This is a genomic window from Cohaesibacter sp. CAU 1516, from assembly GCF_005771485.1.
Classification (GTDB): Bacteria; Pseudomonadota; Alphaproteobacteria; order Rhizobiales; family Cohaesibacteraceae; genus Cohaesibacter; species Cohaesibacter intestini.
In genome coordinates this window covers 128,875-148,052 of the sequence record NZ_VANT01000002.1, presented here as the reverse complement: position 1 = coordinate 148,052, position 19,178 = coordinate 128,875, and the positions used below count along the sequence as shown (strand labels likewise).

The following is a 19,178-nucleotide window of genomic DNA, read 5'->3' as shown; positions in this document are numbered from 1 at the left end:
GGGGATCAAACATGTTGGACGTGACGCTCTGGGGCGCGCTTGTGGCGGGTCTGCTGTCATTTTTGTCTCCCTGTATTCTGCCCATCGTGCCCTTCTATCTGAGTTATTTGGCGGGCGTCGGGATGAACCAGATCTCGGCGGACGCGAAGATTGATGCGGCTGTTCGCAAACGGGCGGTGCTGGCGGCGATCTGCTTCTCCGCTGGTGTGATCACCATCTTCATGCTGCTTGGGTTGGCCGCCACTTTGTTCGGGCAGTTGGTGCGCGATTATTTCGACATTCTGCGCTGGATCGCCGCTGGAGTGATCATCCTGATGGGGCTGCATTTTCTCGGTGTCATCCGGATCGGATTTCTCTATCGCCAGTTTCGCAGCGATGCCGGGGCGACAAGCAATGTCGGCTATCTCGGGGCCTTCGTGATCGGGCTGGCTTTTGCCTTTGGCTGGACACCCTGTGTCGGGCCGGTGCTGGCCTCGATCCTGTTTATGGCGGCGGGGGCCGAGGGGGCGTCGCAAGGCTCGTTGCTGCTGTTTGCCTATGGGGTCGGCATGACCTTGCCGTTTGTCATAGCGGCAATGTTTATCGGTCCCTTCATGCGGTGGATGGCGGGATTTCGCAAGCATCTGGGACTTGTTGAAAAGCTGATGGGCGGGCTTTTGATCCTGTTCGGCGTGTTGATCGCCACCAACAGCATCAATCTGATTGCCCAATGGATGATTGAAACCTTTCCGGTCTTTTCCGCCATCGGTTGAATGGCGGGACAAACAGGAGCGGATCAAATCCTGAGGACGGGAGGCCTCTGGACATGACCTTTTTTAACAAGCTGCTGCTGGCCTGTCTGGTCAGTTTGATGAGCCTCATTCCCCTGACTGCGGCACAGGCCGAAATGGGGGATGATGGGCTGCATAAGGCGTCCTGGATGCGGGACACCTTCAAGGATCTGGGCGAGGATCTGCAGGAGGCCACTGCAGAGGGTAAACGCCTGATGGTGATCATCGAGCAACGGGGCTGCATTTACTGCAAGAAGATGCATGAGGAAGTGTTTCCACGGCCGGAAATTGCTGACTTCATTGAGAAAAATTTCTTCGTCGTGCAGCTCAACATGTTTGGTGATGTCGAGGTGACGGACTTTGACGGCGAAGCTTTGCCGGAGAAGGACATGGTGCGCAAATGGGGTGCCTTATTCACGCCGACCCTGATGTTTTTCCCACAAGAGGTGAGTGGAGACAAACCTGCCAATCAGGTCGCTGTGGTGCAAATGCCCGGCGCTTTCGGGCGGCACACAACCTTCAACCTTCTCAACTGGGTCGTTGAGAAAGGCTATGAAGGGGAAGAGAGCTTCCAGAAGTATCACGCCCGGAAATTCGCCGAACAGCAGCAGTAAAGCGCCATTTCTGCGACTATTGCCTCATTGCATAAAAGTGAATTTAAACACATTATGAAATTCAATTTTTTGAATTTGTTCTTGTGTAACGGGAGGAAATGAGGGTACGCTTCTATCTGAGGAGATAGGAACAAACACCTAGAGTGACGCACGGAGTCGATCCACACAAAACAAGGACCAGGGATCGGTTCCGGCAAGGGGAGGACCGGAATGAAACAACTCTTTTGGGCAGCAGGAGCCCTGATCCTGAGCTCGGGCATTGCTTTGGCTGATGCAGTTAAGCCAGCTGACGTGATGTTTTCCGAAGGCGCCGTCGAGGCATCCCTGACGGGCCAGGCGGGCAATGTGGATGAGGGCCGCAAGGCATTCATCAATCGCAAGCTGGGCAACTGCCTTGCCTGCCATGAAAATAGCGATTTGCCAAAGGAACAGTTCCACGGCGAGGTTGGACCAAGCCTCGACGGTGTGGCTGATCGTTGGAATGAGGCCGAAATTCGCGGCATCGTTGTCAACTCGAAGCTGACCTACGAAGGCACCATCATGCCTGGCTTCTATGTGGCAACAGACTTTCCGCGTACGGCCGAAAAATTCAAGGGCAAGACCATTTTGACCGCTCAACAGATCGAGGATGTGGTCGCCTATTTGATGACACTGAAAGAAGAGTAATTCGGGGCTATTGCGAAGCCGCAAGACCGGCTTCGTGCGCTCTGCATCACTGGAGGATGACAATGAAATTTACACGCAGGGACGTGCTTGCACTCGGGTCTGGGGCAGTGGTCGCAGTCAGCTTTGCAAGCCTGCCAGCCATGGCCAGTGCATCGGATGATGCGATCAAGGCTTTTACCGGTGGCATGGACATGACCGAGGGTGGGTTGACACTGACCGCGCCGGAAATTGCTGAAAATGGCAACACCGTGCCGGTGGAAGTGAGTGCTGAAGGGGCCGAAGCCATCACCTTGCTTGCTCTTGGCAACCCGACGCCCGCAGTGGCCACTTTCAAGTTCGGTCCGCTCAATCCAAGCCAGTCCGCATCCACCCGCATTCGTCTTGCCAAGACGCAAGACGTGTTGGCGATTGCCAAGATGAAGGACGGCACCTTCCGCAGTGCCAAAGCGACGGTCAAAGTGACCATCGGCGGCTGCGGCGGTTAAGAAATCAAGGGAGAATAAATCATGGCAAAGGGTGTAAAACCTCGCGTGAAAGTGCCTCGCAAGGCATCCGCCGGTGACGTCATCACCATCAAATCGCTGATCAGCCACAAGATGGAATCCGGTCAGCGCAAGGACGGCGACGGCAATCTGATTCCGCGCTCGATCATCAATCGCTTCACCTGCGATTTTAACGGCCAGAATGTGATTGATGTGACGTTGGAACCGGCAATTTCGACCAACCCCTATTTCCAGTTTGAAGCAACCGTGCCGGAAGCCGGCGAGTTTCACTTCACCTGGTATGATGATGATGGTTCGGTCTATGAGACCAAAAAGAAAATCAACGTTGCCTGATCATCTGAACTGACCATCGGACGCATTGGCTGGCCCGGAACGAGGAAGTCCGGGCGCCGGAGGGAATGCGCTTCGAAGCAACATTTACGGGCTGGTGTCTGACAGTGTCCTGTCTGTCGACATCCGCGCCCGCAGAGGGAGGACCAAACAATGGCAAAGGGACCAATTATCTTATCGTTGGCGCTGGGCGTCGGGATCACCATGACCAGCATGAGCGCCATGGCCGGAGAAGATTCCAAGCTGGTGATCGATGGGCAGGAATTTGTAACCAAGACCGAAGCGCCGGACCATCTGAAGGATAATCTCGACGAGATCTATTCGGGCTGGGTGTTCCGGTCTGACGAGACCCAGGCCCTGCAGCTTGATGATTTCGACAATCCCGCTTTCGTTTTCATTGATCAGGCAACCGAACAGTTTGATGTGAAAGAGGGCTCTGCCAACAAGGCCTGCGCAGACTGCCATTCCGGCGTCGAGGATTTCAAGGGTTTGCGGGCGATGATACCACGGGTCAAGGATGGCAAGCTGCAGACAATGGAAGACCAGATCAACCAGTGTCGCACCGAGCAGATGGGGGCCGAACCATGGAAATGGGGAGGCGCAACCATGCAGTCGATGGTGGCATTGATCGGGCTGCAGTCGCGCGGCATGCCGATGAATGTGAAAATTGATGGCGACGCCAAGCCTTTCTGGGAGAAGGGCAAGGAAATCTACTATACCCGCCATGGACAACTGGATATGGCATGCGCCAATTGCCATGAAGACAATTACGGCAACAACATCCGTGCCGACCATCTCAGTCAGGGCCAGCTCAATGGCTTTCCGACCTATCGGTTGAAAAATGCCAAGCTCAACTCGGTCCATGATCGCCTGTTTGGCTGCATTCGTGATGTGCGTGCCGAGCCCTACAAGGTTGGGTCTGATGCCTTCCGTGCACTGGAGCTTTATGTCTCCTCGCGCGGCAATGGCCTGACAATCGAGACGCCAGCTGTCAGAAACTGAGCCGACTGCCCGCGCTTGTCAGAGTGCGGGCATCCTTTCATTTGTCATATTCATTTATGCGAATGTGTAGAAAAATACTTATCAGGATGAATGTTCGATGATTTCCCGACGCGATTTTCTTCAGGTGGGAATGGCTGCTGCCTCCCTTTATGGTCTGAGCTCTTTTGGTGGCTGGTCGCGGGTCGCGGCCCAGCAGGCCCTGACGCAGGATCAATTGCTGGAATTTGACACCTTTGGCAATGTGTCGCTGATCCATGTCACGGACATTCACGCACAGCTCAAGCCGATCTATTTCCGTGAGCCGGAGATCAATTTGGGCGTCGGATCGAATCGCGGGCAGGTGCCGCATTTGACCGGTGCGGATTTTCGCAAGGTCTATGGCGTTGCCGACGGCACGCCAGCCCAGTATGCGCTGACCTATGAGGATTTTGTCTCTCTTGGCAAGGGCTATGGCAAGGTGGGTGGACTTGACCGGATGGCCACCGTGATCAATGCCATCCGTGCCGATCGCCCCGAGGCCCTGCTGCTCGATGGTGGGGATACCTGGCATGGCTCCTATACCTGCTATCACACGCAGGGGCAGGACATGGTCGATGTGATGAATGCCCTCAAGCCTGACGCCATGACCTTCCATTGGGAATTCACCCTCGGGTCCGACCGGGTCAATGAAATTGTCGAGGGACTGCCTTTTGCCGCGCTGGCGCAGAATATCTTTGATGCGGAATGGGATGAGCCGGCGGAGCTGTTCAAGCCCTACAAATTCTTTGAGCGTGGCGGGGTGAAGGTGGCCGTGATCGGTCAGGCCTTCCCTTACATGCCGATTGCCAATCCCGGCTGGATGTTCCCCGAATATAGCTTCGGCATTCGCGACGAACGGATGCAGGAAATGGTGGATGAAGTGCGGGCTGAAGGGGCGGAGCTGGTGGTCTGCCTGTCGCATAACGGCTTTGACGTCGACAAGAAGATGGCATCCATGGTGACCGGTATCGATGTGATCCTGTCTGGCCATACCCATGATGCGCTGCCTGAACCGGTGCAGGTGGGCAACACCTTCATCATTGCGTCCGGGTCAAACGGCAAATTTGTCAGCCGGATCGATCTCGATGTCCGCGACGGGGCGATGAAGGGCATCCGCCACAAGCTCATTCCGATCTTCTCTGACGTGATTGCGCCGGATCCGGCCATCACCAAATTGATTGACGAAGTGCGAGCGCCGCATGAGGAGGCCATGGGCGAAGTGATTGGGCAGACGGACAGTTTGCTTTATCGCCGAGGCAACTTCAACGGCTCGTGGGATGACCTCATCTGTGCGGCCCTGTTGTCCGAGCGCGAGGCAGATATTGCCATGTCGCCCGGGGTGCGCTGGGGGCCAAGCTTGCTGCCCGGTCAGGATATTACCCGTGAAGACATCTGGAATGTCACCTCAATGACCTATGGGCAAGCCTATCGCACGGAAATGACCGGCGAATTCATCCATGTGATTTTGGAAGACGTGGCCGACAATCTGTTCAACCCGGACCCCTATTACCAGCAGGGGGGTGACATGGTGCGCACCGGCGGGCTTGGCTATGCCATTGATATTTCCAAGAAACAGGGCGAGCGGATCACTGATCTGACCTTGCTGAAGACCGGCGAAAAGATCGATCCGGCCAAAACCTATGTCGTGGCTGGTTGGGCCAGCGTCAATGAGGGCACCGAAGGTCCGCAGATCTGGGATGTCGTCGAGAGCCATATTCGCAAACAGGGCACCGTCAGTGTGTCGGAAAATACCAGCGTGAAAGTGACCGGGGCCTGATCGGCTCGACATTTCAGCGCTTTGCATATGAGGGAGGGATAGATTCTATGCCTGTATTGTTCAAAGGGAAAAAACCGTCCCGCCGTGCCTTTCTGAAAGGGGCAGTGGCAACGGGCGGAGCCGCGTTGAGTGGCGGAGCAGCCTTGGCTGCCGGCGAGAAAGTGATCACGGAAGTCCAGCCATGGATGTCGGAATCCGGAGCACCGGTGGATGCGGCGCCCTATGGCAGCCCGTCCCCATTCGAAAGCCATGTGAAACGCCGCACCGTGGAATGGCTGACGGCGGATCCGATTTCATCGATCAATTTCACGCCTTTGCATGAGCTGGATGGCATCATTACGCCAAACGGGTTGGCTTTCGAGCGCCATCATGGGGGAGCGGCCGAGATTGAGCCGTCCAACCATCGCTTGATGATCAATGGTCTGGTCGATAGCGAGCTGGTTTTCACAATGGAAGATCTGATGCGGTTCCCGCGTGAGAATCACGTCTATTTCCTTGAATGCGCGGCCAATTCCGGCATGGAATGGCGCGGGGCGCAGCTCAATGGTTGTCAGTTCACCCATGGCATGATCCATAATGTGATGTATACCGGCGTGCCATTGCGGCTGCTGCTCGAAGAAGCGGGGGTCAAGACGGCTGGCAAATGGCTGCTGGCAGAAGGGGCGGATTCCGCCGCCATGACCCGCTCCATTCCGATGGAAAAGGCGATGGATGATTGCCTCGTCGCCTTCAAGATGAATGGCGAGGCGTTGCGTCCCGAGCAGGGCTATCCGGTGCGTTTGGTGGTGCCCGGCTGGGAAGGCAATATGTGGGTCAAGTGGCTGCGTCGTCTCGAAGTGGGCGACAAGCCCTGGCATCACCGCGAAGAAACCTCGAAATATACCGATCTTTTGGAAGATGGCCGGGCGCGGCGCTTCACTTGGGAGATGGATGCCAAGTCAGTCATCACCAATCCCAGCCCGCAAGCCCCGATCAAGCATGGCAAGGGGCCAACCATCATCACCGGTCTTGCCTGGTCAGGACGGGGCACGATCCCGCAGGTTGATGTGACCATCGATGGGGGCATCACCTGGCACAAGGCGCGGATTTCCGGGCCGAGCCTCGATAAGTCGATGCATCGCTTCTATTACGAATTTGACTGGGACGGAAAACCGCTTCTGCTGCAGAGCCGGGCCCATGACAGCACCGGCTATGTCCAGCCGACCAAAGACCAGCTGCGGAAGTTCCGTGGCGTCAATTCCATCTACCACAATAATGGCATCCAGACCTGGGCCGTCAATGAAGAGGGGCAAGCGGAAAATGTCGAAATTTCTTAAAGGATTGATGGCGACCGCCTTGCTTGTCTCGCCGCTGATGTTGGCTCCGGCACAGGCGGAAAAACTCGGTCTTGGCCGCCCGGCAACCCCCGATGAGGTCAAGGCCTGGGACATTGATGTGCGACCCGACGGCAAGGGATTGCCGGTGGGCAGTGGCAGTGTGCTCGATGGAGAAGAATTGTTCATCGAGAATTGTGCGGCTTGCCACGGTGATTTTGGTGAAGGGGTGGATCGCTGGCCGGTCTTGTCCGGCGGCCATGGGTCCCTGAAAGACGCCCGACCGGTCAAGACCATCGGCTCTTACTGGCCCTATGCCTCCACCGTGTTTGATTACATCAACCGGGCGATGCCGTTTGGCGCGGCTCAGACGCTGGAACCGGATCAGGTTTATGCGATCACCGCCTATCTGTTGAACATGAATGACGTGGTGGATGAGGACTTTGTCCTCAGCAATGAGAATTTCAACGAGGTGACGCTCGAGAATGAAGAGAATTTCTTCATGGATGACCGGGCAAATGGCGAGCTGAAGGAATTTTCTGCCACGCCGTGCATGAGCAATTGCAAGGCATCGGTGAAAATCACCAAACGGGCCGCGATCCTTGACGTGACGCCGGAGGAAACCGCTGCCGCCAAAGCTGCCGAGGAAGCCAAAAAGGCTGAAGAAGCCGAAGAGGCGGCCAAAGAGATGAAAGTGGCCTCAGCCGAGGCACCAACGGAAGAGATGAAGGCGGAGGAACAACCTGCTGCTTCCGAGGCCAGCGCACTGGACCCTGAACTGGTGAAAGACGGCGAGAAGGTCTTCAAGAAATGCAAAGCCTGCCATCAGGTTGGCGAAGGGGCGCAAAACAAGGTTGGCCCTGTACTCAACGGTGTTGTCGGCCGCGAGATCGCTGCGCTTGATGATTTCAAATATTCCAAGGCCTTCAAAGCCAAGCAGGAAGAAGGTGGTTTTGTTTGGGATGAGGCCAATCTGACCGGCTACCTGACCAAACCGAAAAAGTTCATTCCGAAAAACAAGATGGCCTTTGCCGGATTGAAGAAGGACAAGGATATCAAGGCGGTGATTGAGTATCTCAAATCATTCCAGGAGTGAGGAGATCATGAGCATTTCGAGATGCTTTCTGCTGGTCGTTGCCTGCGCTTGGGGCGTGGTTGGTATGTCTGGAGTTGGGTTCGCCAAGGACCTTTCCGCGCTGGAGATGACTGGCAAGACGGTTTTTAAGAAATGCATGGCTTGTCATGCAATCGGGGCTGGCGCGAAAAATCGCGTCGGCCCTCACTTGAATGGGCTGTTCGGGCGGCGGGCGGCCAGCATCGAAGGCTTTAAATATTCCAAGGCGATCATTCGGCAGGGGCAGGATGGGATGGTCTGGAAGGCCGCCAATCTCGATGCCTATATTGAAAATCCGAAGAATTTGGTGACCGGTACAAGGATGAATTTTGCCGGAATCAAGGACAAGGAGAAGCGCACGGCTCTGCTTGCCTATTTGCGAATCTTCTCTGACAATCCTGCCGACATTCCCGAGGCTGCACCCACCGCATCTGATAGAAACCATGATCTGGACCCTGCCATTCTGGTGCTCAAAGGGGACCCAGACTATGGGGAATATCTGTCGAGCGAATGCACCACTTGCCATCAGACAAGCGGGGCGGATGAGGGCGTGCCGTCCATCGTGGCATGGCCTGAAGAGGAATTCGTTATTGCCATGCATGCCTACAAACGAAAATTGCGTGTGCATCCGGTGATGCAGATGGTGGCAGGGCGTTTGTCCAATGATGAGATCGCAGCTTTGGCTGCCTATTTCGGAGATTTGACACCAGAATAAACTGAGAAAAAGTGGGAGGAAGATACGATGACACTGAATAGACGTGCTTTTTTGGGCACAGCGGCCGCTGCGGCAGGAACGCTGGCGGCGCCTGCGGTTCTGGCAAATGGCCAGAAGAAGGGCCGTGTGGTAGTGATTGGCGGCGGAGCTGGCGGGGCAACGGCCGCGCGCTATCTGGCCAAGGACAGCAAGGGGGCGCTGGATGTCACGTTGGTTGAACCGTCGCGGGACTATTATACCTGTTTCTTCTCCAATCTGGTGATCGGCGGTGTGAAGGAGCTTGCCTCGATCCGTCATTCCTATGGCACGCTGGCCGCCGCCTATGGTGTCAATGTCATCCATGACTGGGCCATTGAAGTGGATCGCGCCAATAAGACAGTCAGTCTGGCGGGGGGCTCAAAACTTGCCTATGACAAGCTGGTGATTGCACCGGGGATCGATTTTGTGGACGGGGCTGTCGAGGGCTGGAGTGTGGCAGCCCAGAACAAAATGCCCCATGCCTATAAGGCCGGGTCGCAGACCGAACTGTTGCGGGCGCAAATTCTGGCGATGCCTGAAGGCGGAACTTTTGCCATGGTCGCCCCACCCAATCCCTATCGCTGCCCTCCCGGACCCTATGAACGGATTTCGATGGTCGCCCATCTGCTCAAACAGGTGAATCCGAGCGCGAAAATTCTGGTGGCCGATCCGAAGCCGAAATTCTCCAAGATGGCCCTGTTTCAGGAAGGCTGGAACACTCATTATGAGGGGATGGTCGACTGGGTCGGGCCGGACTTTGGCGGCGACAAGGTTTCGGTCAATCCCGATAGCATGACGCTGACCATTGATGGCGAGGAAAACAAGGTCGATGTCTGCAACGTGATCCCGGCCATGAAAGCGGGACGCATTGCCGAGATTGCCGGGGTGACCGAGGGCAACTGGGCGCCGGTCAATGCCAAGGATATGTCATCGAAGATTGACGGCGATGTCCATATATTGGGTGATGCCGCCGCACAGGGCGACATGCCCAAATCCGGTTTTGCGGCCAACAGTCAGGCCAAGGTGGCGGCGATGGCCATTCGCGGTGCGCTGACCGGCTCCAAGGTCTTTCCGGCGAAATTCTCCAACACCTGTTGGTCACTGATTGACACGGATGATGGTGTCAAGGTCGGAGCGACCTACAAGGCAACGGATGAGAAGATCGCCAAGGTCGATGGCTTCATTTCCAAGACGGGCGAGAGCTCGGCAGTCCGGGCGCAGAATTTCAAGGAATCCGAAGGCTGGTATGCGGGCATTACCAAGGACATGTTTGGCTAGGCTCTATTCCAATATTCAAAGACCGGTGCGTTACGGGACGCACCGGACCATAAGATGGTCGGGAGGACTGACGGAATGAAAAAGTGGATTGCGGTTGGTGCAATGCTGGCAGTTGGCTTGTTTGGCCAAGCTGCCGCGGCGGATGATCACATGGCCAAGGTGGCAACGGTTTATCCGTTCGAAGGTTCATTTGACGATGCGACCTTTGCGGTGGAAAGCGCGATTGTCGACAAGGGGCTGGTGATTGACTATGTGAGCCATACCGGCGAGATGCTGGCCCGCACGGCGGCTGATGTGGGCAGTGACAAGAAATTGTTCGATGGGGCTGATGTGTTTCTGTTCTGCTCGGCGGTGCTGTCGCGCAAGGTGATGGAAGCGGATCCGATGAATATTGCCCATTGTCCCTATGGCATCTTTGTTGCCGACCGGGACGGCAAGGTGATGATCGGCTATCGCAACATGCCCGAAGGCCCGATGCAGGAAGTGCAGGCCTTGCTGGATGATATCGTCAAGGCAGCGCTTGAAGAGTGAGATTGGCCGCCGGAACGACCGGTAAGCCAATCACTTGAAGAAGTTGATGTTGTGTGGTCGGCATATCCTGTGCGCTCGACCGTCTCAACCGCCTTTGCGTGAGGAGGCGGCTGGAGGAGGACGTCTATCGGAAGGACGCTGATATGGAAGCCTTCATCGAAGTCCTGATTGAACAATTTGGCGACGACGGCGTGATGATGCTGGCGGGGCTTTGTGTCGGGTTGGTGTTCGGGGCCGCTGCGCAACATTCGCGCTTTTGCCTGAGGGCCTCCATTGTGGAGACGGCAGAGGCCAAACTGGGGGGGAAGCTGGCCATCTGGTTGCTGGCGTTTTCCGCAGCGGTCCTGTTTGTTCAGCTTGCCATCCTGCTTGAGTATCTTGATGCGTCGCAATCACGGCAATTGTCAGCGGTCGGCAGCATGTCCGGAGCGATTGTCGGCGGCGTGTTGTTCGGGGTGGGAATGATCCTGTCGCGTGGCTGTGCAAGCCGGCTGCTGGTTCTGTCGGCCACGGGCAACTTGCGGGCTTTGGTGACGGGACTGGTGCTGACGTTGGTGGCACAGGCCTCGTTGCGCGGGGTGTTGTCGCCCGTGCGGGAAGCGGTCGGCGGCTGGTGGCTGGTTGATGGCGGGGAAGCGCGGAACCTGTTATCTCTCATCGGTCTGTCGTCCAAAGGCGCTGTCCTGATCACTCTGGTTGTGATGATCGCTGCGCTGGGGCTGGCGCTCAAGCGGTCGGTGCGCTGGAGTCATATTGTCGGGGCCTTGTTGGTGGGCTTCGCGGTTGCCCTTGGCTGGGGCTTCACCTATCAGATTGCGCAAGTGTCATTCGAGCCGATCGCTTTGCAAAGTGTCACCTTCACCGGACCGTCGACCGACACCTTGATGACCTTCGTCAATCAGTCGGAGCTTGATTTGGGGTTCGGGGTTGGTCTGGTGCCGGGGGTGTTCATTGGTGCGGCCCTGATGTCCCTTGTGACCGGAGACTTCGAAATTCAGCGCTTTGGCTCTGATGTCAAAATGGAGCGTTATCTGCTGGGGGCCTTTCTGATGGGCTTTGGTGCGATGCTGGCCGGAGGCTGTGCGGTCGGAGCAGGGATGACCGGCGGATCGATCTTTGCAATCACAGCCTGGGTGGCGGTTTTCTCGATGTGGATGGGTGGGCTTCTTGCGATGGCCTTGCTTGAAGGGAAGCATCCGTTCAAATCGCGCGTCAGGGCGTGATCAGGCACCCCGTGACCGGGATGCCTGATAGACGTTGTTTCCGGTCTGAACTCTATTCAAATTCCATCTGCTCATAGACGCGTCCGGCATTCTTTCTGGCCAACTCTTCGAATGTATCCAGATGCTTGTAAGGCGACTGATCAACATAATAGGCGTCTTCGAGTGTGCCATCCTTGTCGAGATGTTCGCGGATTTTCTCGCGTAGATATTCCAGATACCCCTTGGTGTAACGCCGCACCTGATCCATGTTGGTCGGGTGGCCATGGCCGGGAATGACATAGGTGGCATTCAAGGCCTCAAAGGCGGTGTCCCATGTTTCCAGCCAATCGGCGGTCATGGTGTCTTCGAACAGCGGCAGCATGCGTTCATGGAAGGCCATGTCACCAGAAATAACGAGGCTTTGCTCAGGCAGCCAAACAACGATGTCGCCATGGCTATGAGCGGGGCCGAGATAGCGCGCTTCGATGCGGTAATCGCCCATCTCGACCAGATAGGCGTCGGTGAATGTTTCGGTCGGCGGGGTCAACTTTGTGCCTTCGGCCTTTTCTTTGTTGAGCTTTTGCATGGCGGTGAGGCTTTGAGGGCCGCGGTCAGCAAATTCGTCAGCCGCTGCCTCGTGGGCGATGATTTTTACCCCTTGCTCAGCCCAGTAGGTGTTGCCAAGCATGGCGTGGCCTTGGCCATTTTCGCAAATGACCAGTTTCACCGGCTGGTCAGTAAGCGCCTTGATTTCCTCATGCAATGCCTTGGCGAGACTATAGGCGCCGCCGCTATTGATCACCACCACACCATCGCCGGTGATGATGAAGGAAAGATTGTTGTTGTGGCCGCTATTCTCATAGGTCGGTGGCGCTGTGGCCCCGATGGCGGAATAGACATTGGGGATGAACTCAACCGGTTTTGAATATAGCACTGAGCCGGGATATTGATCGGCAATGTCTTCACTGGCCATCAACGAAGTGTTGAGGCCAAGCAGCAGAAGGCCCGCAGCGAGGGTGGAAGGGATGCGTCTGTTCATGGCTCAAACCTCCGGTATGAAGCGGAAGCCGCCATCATGTTTCTCGGCATGGCCCATGCCACCATCGGGCAAATGGAAGCCGATCAGCCGCATATTCTCGCTGGCAATCTGGTCGAGCAGACCAAGGCGGGTTTTGGCGGCTTTTGGCTGGTCCTGATCGGAGCCGGAGGCCCAGTCGGGTTTCTCGAAGGCGACATGGTGGTTGCCTATGGCGTCGCCGATGATCATCAGGCTTTCGCTGCCATCACGGATCTCGAACGACATGTGGCCGGGTGTGTGGCCGATGCTGGCGCGGGCCGCAATGCCGGGCAGGATTTCCTCGCCATCCTTGAAGAAGGTGATCGCATCTTCGATCACTTCAAGGCGACGTTGAGCGCCGACGGCAAAGGCGGTTCTGGCCGTGCCGATGGTGTTGACGGTGTTGGGATCCATCCAGTAATCCCATTCCGCTTTGCCAATCATATGGGTGGCGTTGGGGAAGAGGGGGTCATCGAAATCGTCGAGCAAGCCCCAGAGATGATCTGGATGGGCATGGGTGAAGACAATATGGGTGACGTCCTCAACGCTGAGATCTAGGGCTTCCAGAGCCTCAAGGGCCTTGCCGGCGGTCGGTTGGAAATTGGGCCCGGAGCCAACGTCAAACAGGATCACCTTCTCACCATCACGCACGAGGGTCATGTTGCATTCGGGTTCAAGCCTGTCACTTGTGAGATGATATTGCGTGAGGATCGGGGCCAGCTCATCCTTCGGCATTGGCGCGAAAATGAAGCTGCCCGGCAGGACAAGCGTGCCGTCATGGATCGTATCAATCTGCTTTTTGCCCAGCGTCAGGCTGTTTTTTGCCCAAGCAATGCTGGGTGGCGTCAAGGCCATGGCAGCCATCATGGCTGCACTGCCTTTCAGAAATTCGCGTCTTGTGGTCATGTCTCCCCCTGTGCCGCTATCCATCAAGTGGGAGTGTTTCTCCTCCCGCTGTTGATGGGTTGTTCGGTCTGTTGCTTTGTCTGCCTGATTTTGCTCGGGTTCTCGCCAATCTCCTGTTGCATGGCGGTGCCTCAGTCACTCTTGCAAGCAATAATCAAACATATTGCAATATTATGATATATTATGCGCAGAATATGGCCGCAAATCCAGTCATCAAAGGTCGCAAAAGGGAGGTATCTGCCTTTCAGGCGGATTTTTTGAGGCCGGGGGAGCCTTCGGACCGGTTGCTTTCATTCAGATAGGCCGTGAAATCGGTCTGTGACATTGGCTTGCCGAAATAATATCCCTGACCGATGTTGCATCGCGCAATCTTCAGGACTTCCGCCTGTTCTGCCGTTTCCATGCCTTCGGCAATGACATCCATGCCAAGGCCATCAGCAAGGGCAGTGACTGCATTGATGACGGCCATCGAATCGGTGGAGTGGGGAAGATCCTTGACGAAAGCACGGTCGATCTTGAGCTTGTCGAGGGGGAACCGGTGAATGTAGCTCAGGGAGGAATAACCGGTTCCAAAGTCATCAAGGGCGATTTTGATGCCGTCGGCGCGGATGGCATTGAGGGTTTCGATCACTGGTTCGGGGTCGGCAATGAAGAGGGATTCGGTGATTTCGATATGGAGCCTTTCCTTCGGCAGGCCCGAGATCGTCAGTGCGTGCTGGATGTCGGCGCGGATATCCGAGCGGATGAATTGGACCGGTGAAATATTGACCGCCACCGTGATCGGTTTGGGCCATGTCATCGCATCCTTGCAGGCCTGTTCGAGAATCCAGCGGCCAAGCTCGACGATCATGCCGGTTTCTTCGACAATCGGGATGAACAGGTCCGGACGGACCACGCCCAGTTCTCGGTGCCGCCAGCGGATCAAAGCCTCACAACCAACCACGTCTTCTAACTTCAGTTTAACCTGAGGCTGATAATGCAGTTCAAATTCCTTGCGATCCGTTGCGTCGATGATTTCGCGTTCAAGAAGCCGGCGGTGGACAACATCGGCGGCAAGCTCCGCGGTGTAGAATAGCTGCCGGTCGCCGGTTTCCTTGGAGCGATAGAGGGCAACAATGGCGGCGTTGGCGACTTCTTCTGCCAGCAGGCCGCTCTGCTCGAAGTCCGCAACGCCGACATGGCAGCTGGCAATGATGCGGTGACCGCGCACATCGAAAGGTTGGTCCAGACACTCGAAAATGACATCGGACAGAGCAACAAGATCCCGTTCAGTTGCACCGACCTTGGCGATCAGAAACTCTTTCTGTTCCGAGCAGCCGACCAGATCGAAGGCGTCGAGTTGCGCAAACCGTTCGCCCATATGGCGCATCAGGAGGTCGGAATATTCTGCACCGAGTGACTGGGTGACCTTGTCAATCTGTGGGCATTGGCAAGCAAAGATCAAGGCATCCTGCTCGATGATGGAAATCATACGCTCGTCGAGCTCGTTGCAAAAACCGGGCTTGTTGAGCAAGTCTGTCAGTTGGTCATGATCCGCCAGATAGGCCAGTCGCATTTGCTCCTGTTTGGTGGCGGTGACATCGTGAAACAGCATGGTTGCCACTTGAATACGCTCATGGGTTCCATCCGTTTCGGCGGTGATCCGCGACGGAGTGAGAGAGTACTCATAATAGCGGGTCTCATCGCCCTGATTGACCAACAGGGTTTTCAAAGTCTGGTCGTGGTCATAAAGATCGGGATTTTGCAGGCAATCCTTGATCAGGTTCTGGAAGATGGTGGGCAGTTGTTTCTCAATGGTGGTGTTGCGATCAATGTCATGGCCCAGCGCCTTGAAGCTGGCTTCGGCTTGCTGGCTGATCTCCCGGATATAGCCTGCCTGGTCGACAATCAGGATGCCCGAAAAGCTGTCGGTGACGATGGTCTGTAGCAGGCGTGAAATGCTGTCGGCGCGGCGCTTTGACAGAGTCAGCATGAGATCCTTGAACCGGATTTCAAACAATACCAGAGCTGCTGCGGACAGGGCCAATTGCGTCTGAGGCAGCCCAGTGCGCAGAATCAGAGGTTGGTTGAAATAGATCCAAGCGCCAAGCGCTTCGATGCCAAGGGACAGCACGGTGAGGACACCAATCTTGGAGTAGGTGTTCCAGGAGCGTCGAATATTGACAAGTATGCTGATGCCGAGCAACAGGACTGTCAGGCCGACGGTCCAGCTTTTCGGTGCATAGCCCAGACTGCGGCCCTGAAGGATGTTCTCGGCTGCCAGAACCTGCATTTTGGGTCCGGAAATCATGCCATAGATCGGCACCGTCAAGGTATCACGCAACTCGGCCGCGCCTGCACCGATCAGCAGTTTCTTGCCACGCAAGGCATCCTGCGGCAGCTTGCCCTCCAGCAGATCAATCACCGAATAGGTCGGGATGGTGTCGGGGTCTATGCCATAATCGACCAGAAAGGTTGAGGGGATGACATGCTGAACGCCGCCAAGCACGCTGGTCAAGGAGGGGACATACTCGCCGTCAATTTCCTGCGCGAAGGGGAAATGGCGGATCACGCCGTCCGGGTCCGCCAGCACATTGACGGTGGCGAGCCAGGCATTGTCTTCAAGGCGCGAAATGGGACGGTTGGTTTGTAGGGTCGCTTCACGATTGTTGGAGATACTGTTCTGCTGGAAAATGGCCAGTGTGACGGGGCCAGATGCATTTTCCAGAGCCTGTTGGAACTCCCGGTCCTCTTTTTCCGAGGAGGAGGCGCTGAAGTCGATATCGAAGGCGATTTCCTCCGCACCTGAGGCAAAGGCTTTTTCGACAATCTGGCCGTAGATAGAGCGCTTCCAGGGCCACAAGCCGATGGCGGTCAGGCTCTTGTTGTCGATTTCCAATAGCACGATGGCCCCGCTCGTGGGCTGCTTGTCGAGCATCATGCGTTTTTCGGCGAGAAATTGACTGAGATAGTACAGCAAGCCTGAATTGGCAGCGAAGGAGCAGCCTACAAAGATGACGACCAGAATGAGGATACGACTGAAGGTGACTTTTTTCATGATGCGCCAGATGTCGACTTGAGCTTTTCGGCAAGTCTAGGTGGTAAATCTTGCTCAAGTCTTTTGGCTGGCGGATTGTTGGTCACAATTGTGCGCTATGGCAAACAAGGGGTTAATGGTGGGCCGTGGGATCGGTCCACCGGGGCCCTCGTCTGGCGGGGCCTTTAGGCCGGATGCGCCAAAGCGGCGCGCAAATGGGCCACCCGGTCGGCATTGTCGCGTGCCAGGCTGCCGTCGCTGTGATGGAGATTGTTTTCAAACCCGATCCGCACCTTGCCGCCCTTTGCCACCGCTCGGGCGAGGCAATCGGTTTCGGCCTGTCCAAAGGCGCAGCAGGCCCAGTCCGATGGCGCGCCGCATGTCTGGTCGAGCGCTTTTTGTGCCTCGAGGAAGGGCAGCAAGTCGTCCGGGCTAGACACCTGTCCTGCCGTGTAACGCCCCAACACAAACAACAATTTCAGATCATCTTTGGGGACGATGCCTCGCTGGCAGAGGTCCTGCAGAAGGGCAATGTCGTCGGTGCCATAGAGGATATGCTGGATGCCGGAGCTAGCGTGCCACTGGTCGTGATAGAAGCGAAGGATGTCCCGATTGTCGCCGTCGCTCAACATTTCGCGGATGGAAATGGACACCGCTTTGGGTTGAACCGACCGGACCAGTGCCCGTTGTTGCTCCGGGTTGTAGATGCCGACTGCCTCGGTGGTGATCTGGACATAGAGATCCGGGGTCTCATGGGCCAGTTCCGCCAACAGTTCCTTGTAGAGGCCACTGTCGAGCACATGGCGGCCTTCTGCATCGCGGACATGGGCGTGCAAACCGTCTGCGCCGGCCTCTTGGCAGGCCTTTGCGGTGGCCACCACTTCGGTGATGGTGATGGGAAGCGCTGGATGGTCGGCCTTGGTGCGGCGGGCTCCATTGGGCGCGACCATGATTGTGGGCAGATTCTGAATGGAAGAGAGGGTCATGGCAGAACCTTGTCGAAAGCGATGCGGATTTTCCCGACCAATTCCTCGATATGGCTGTCATCAATGATGAAAGGCGGGGCGAGGAGAATATGATCCCCATTGCCGCCATCAATGGTGCCGCTCATCGGATAGCAGATGAGGCCAGCCTCGAAGGTTTCCGCCTTCAGACGCTTGGCAATTGTTTTGGCCGGGGCAAACGGGCTTTTTGTTTCCCGGTTCTCGACAATCTCGATGCCGATGAACAGGCCGCGACCGCGAATGTCGCCGACATGGGCGTGCTGGCCAAAGGCTTCGATCAGGGCGGCTTTGAGCTTTTCACCCATCATCCGGCTGCGCTCGGCCAGACCACCGTCAGTCAATTTGGTGACCACGGCCAACGCGGCGGCTGCGGCGGTTGGGTGGCCCATATAGGTATGACCATGCTGGAAGAAGCCTGTGCCGCTTTCAATTGCGTCATAAATGGTCTGGGTGCAAAGGGCAGCGCCGATCGGCTGATAACCAGCGCCCAAGCCTTTGGCGATGGTCAGAATGTCAGGTGCGATGCCGTCCTGCTCGCAAGCAAACAGGGTGCCGGTGCGGCCCATGCCACACATGACCTCGTCGAGAATCAACAAGATGCCATATTGGTCGCAGATTTCGCGGATGCGCTTGTAATATCCCTCGACCGGAGGCAAGGCACCGGCGGTGGCACCGACCACAGGCTCGGCGATGAAGGCCATCACCTTGTCTGCTCCGACCCGCAGGATTTCGGCTTCCAACTCGTTTGCGACACGCTGGCCATAGTCAAAGGCGCTCTCATCAACCCTGCGGTCACGATATTCATAGCAAGGGGCGATGTGGCTGGTCTCGATCATCAGCGGTGCAAAGGGCTCGCGGCGCCACAGATTGCCACCGGCAGACAGGGCACCAAGGGTGTTGCCATGATAGCTCTGACGGCGGGCAATGATGCGGTGGCGCTGAGGTTGGCCGATTTCGAGGAAATATTGGCGGGCAAGCTTGATGGCGGCCTCCACGGCTTCCGAACCACCCGACACCAGATAAACACGGTTGAGGGCGCCGGGCGCGTGGGCAATCAGCTTGTCCGCCAACTTTTCTGCGGGGGCAGACGTGAAGAAACCGGTATGGGCGAACGGGATGGTGTGGATCTGTTCGGCAATGGCGGAGATCACATCCGGATCACTATGGCCCAGACAGGAGACGGCAGCGCCACCCGAACCGTCGAGATAGCGCTTTCCTTCGGTGTCGAACAAATAGACGCCCTCTCCTCTGGCAATCGTGGGGAGAACGGCTTTGGTATGACGGGGAAACATATGAGACATGTTTTCAAATGCCTGAAACTGGTTGTTTTCTGGATGCAATCGC

18 protein-coding genes and 1 pseudogene are annotated in these 19,178 nt (G+C 56.4%); 14 read left to right on the top strand and 5 right to left on the bottom strand.

Annotated elements, in window-relative coordinates; all coding sequences use genetic code 11:
• The first annotated feature begins 11 nt into the window (after nt 1-11).
• The 14 genes and pseudogenes from FDK21_RS07590 (at nt 12) to FDK21_RS07530 (ending at nt 11,872) form a co-directional block, all read left to right on the top strand.
• A complete protein-coding gene (locus tag FDK21_RS07590; protein WP_138148057.1) occupies nt 12-752 on the top strand; it encodes a cytochrome c biogenesis protein CcdA in 741 nt (246 codons plus the stop codon).
• Nucleotides 753-805: 53 nt separating this feature from the next.
• A complete protein-coding gene (locus FDK21_RS07585; protein WP_210238708.1) occupies nt 806-1,384 on the top strand; it encodes a thioredoxin family protein in 579 nt (192 codons plus the stop codon).
• Between the two features lie 210 nt (nt 1,385-1,594).
• Nucleotides 1,595-2,050, top strand: coding sequence for a sulfur oxidation c-type cytochrome SoxX (gene soxX, locus FDK21_RS07580; protein WP_114008412.1), 456 nt, complete (start codon nt 1,595-1,597; stop codon nt 2,048-2,050).
• Between the two features lie 62 nt (nt 2,051-2,112).
• Nucleotides 2,113-2,535, top strand: a complete 423-nt coding sequence (gene soxY, locus FDK21_RS07575; protein ID WP_114008413.1) for a thiosulfate oxidation carrier protein SoxY — start codon at nt 2,113-2,115, stop codon at nt 2,533-2,535.
• Nucleotides 2,536-2,556: 21 nt separating this feature from the next.
• Complete coding sequence (gene soxZ, locus FDK21_RS07570; RefSeq protein WP_114008414.1) at nt 2,557-2,886, top strand: thiosulfate oxidation carrier complex protein SoxZ; 330 nt, start codon at nt 2,557-2,559, stop codon at nt 2,884-2,886.
• A 150-nt stretch (nt 2,887-3,036) separates the two neighbouring features.
• A complete protein-coding gene (gene soxA / locus FDK21_RS07565; RefSeq protein WP_138148056.1) occupies nt 3,037-3,885 on the top strand; it encodes a sulfur oxidation c-type cytochrome SoxA in 849 nt (282 codons plus the stop codon).
• Nucleotides 3,886-3,982: 97 nt separating this feature from the next.
• The gene (gene soxB, locus FDK21_RS07560) at nt 3,983-5,680 is read left to right on the top strand and encodes a thiosulfohydrolase SoxB (RefSeq protein ID WP_138148055.1); all 1,698 of its coding nucleotides are present in this window, start codon (nt 3,983-3,985) and stop codon (nt 5,678-5,680) included.
• Nucleotides 5,681-5,727: 47 nt separating this feature from the next.
• A complete protein-coding gene (soxC, locus tag FDK21_RS07555; protein ID WP_138148054.1) occupies nt 5,728-6,996 on the top strand; it encodes a sulfite dehydrogenase in 1,269 nt (422 codons plus the stop codon).
• Nucleotides 6,997-7,003: 7 nt separating this feature from the next.
• Nucleotides 7,004-7,666 (top strand): annotated as a pseudogene (locus FDK21_RS20925) (cytochrome c); the annotation flags it as partial.
• A 15-nt stretch (nt 7,667-7,681) separates the two neighbouring features.
• On the top strand, nt 7,682-8,089 hold the full coding sequence (locus FDK21_RS20920; RefSeq protein WP_348639244.1) for a cytochrome c family protein: 408 nt from the start codon (nt 7,682-7,684) through the stop codon (nt 8,087-8,089).
• A gap of 7 nt (nt 8,090-8,096) precedes the next feature.
• Complete coding sequence (locus tag FDK21_RS07545) at nt 8,097-8,822, top strand: c-type cytochrome (protein WP_210238707.1); 726 nt, start codon at nt 8,097-8,099, stop codon at nt 8,820-8,822.
• A 27-nt stretch (nt 8,823-8,849) separates the two neighbouring features.
• Nucleotides 8,850-10,118: an NAD(P)/FAD-dependent oxidoreductase gene (locus FDK21_RS07540; RefSeq protein WP_138148053.1), complete on the top strand. Its 1,269-nt coding sequence runs from the start codon at nt 8,850-8,852 to the stop codon at nt 10,116-10,118.
• Between the two features lie 75 nt (nt 10,119-10,193).
• Nucleotides 10,194-10,649 (top strand): DUF302 domain-containing protein, encoded by a 456-nt coding sequence (locus FDK21_RS07535; RefSeq protein ID WP_114008420.1) that lies wholly within the window; start codon nt 10,194-10,196, stop codon nt 10,647-10,649.
• 143 nt (nt 10,650-10,792) lie between these two features.
• On the top strand, nt 10,793-11,872 hold the full coding sequence (locus tag FDK21_RS07530; protein WP_114008421.1) for a YeeE/YedE family protein: 1,080 nt from the start codon (nt 10,793-10,795) through the stop codon (nt 11,870-11,872).
• Between the two features lie 52 nt (nt 11,873-11,924).
• On the opposite strand, the gene FDK21_RS07525 is transcribed toward FDK21_RS07530, so the two are convergent.
• The 5 genes from FDK21_RS07525 to FDK21_RS07505 form a co-directional block, all read right to left on the bottom strand.
• Nucleotides 11,925-12,890, bottom strand: coding sequence for an MBL fold metallo-hydrolase (locus FDK21_RS07525; protein WP_138148052.1), 966 nt, complete (start codon nt 12,888-12,890; stop codon nt 11,925-11,927).
• Nucleotides 12,891-12,893: 3 nt separating this feature from the next.
• On the bottom strand, nt 12,894-13,814 hold the full coding sequence (locus tag FDK21_RS07520) for an MBL fold metallo-hydrolase (protein ID WP_138148051.1): 921 nt from the start codon (nt 13,812-13,814) through the stop codon (nt 12,894-12,896).
• A 244-nt stretch (nt 13,815-14,058) separates the two neighbouring features.
• The gene (locus FDK21_RS07515; RefSeq protein ID WP_138148050.1) at nt 14,059-16,851 is read right to left on the bottom strand and encodes an EAL domain-containing protein; all 2,793 of its coding nucleotides are present in this window, start codon (nt 16,849-16,851) and stop codon (nt 14,059-14,061) included.
• Between the two features lie 164 nt (nt 16,852-17,015).
• Complete coding sequence (locus FDK21_RS07510) at nt 17,016-17,816, bottom strand: 3-keto-5-aminohexanoate cleavage protein (RefSeq protein WP_210238706.1); 801 nt, start codon at nt 17,814-17,816, stop codon at nt 17,016-17,018.
• The gene (locus FDK21_RS07505; protein ID WP_114008658.1) at nt 17,813-19,135 is read right to left on the bottom strand and encodes an aspartate aminotransferase family protein; all 1,323 of its coding nucleotides are present in this window, start codon (nt 19,133-19,135) and stop codon (nt 17,813-17,815) included. Before FDK21_RS07505 ends, FDK21_RS07510 begins: the two co-directional genes overlap by 4 nt.
• Nucleotides 19,136-19,178: the final 43 nt, after the last annotated feature.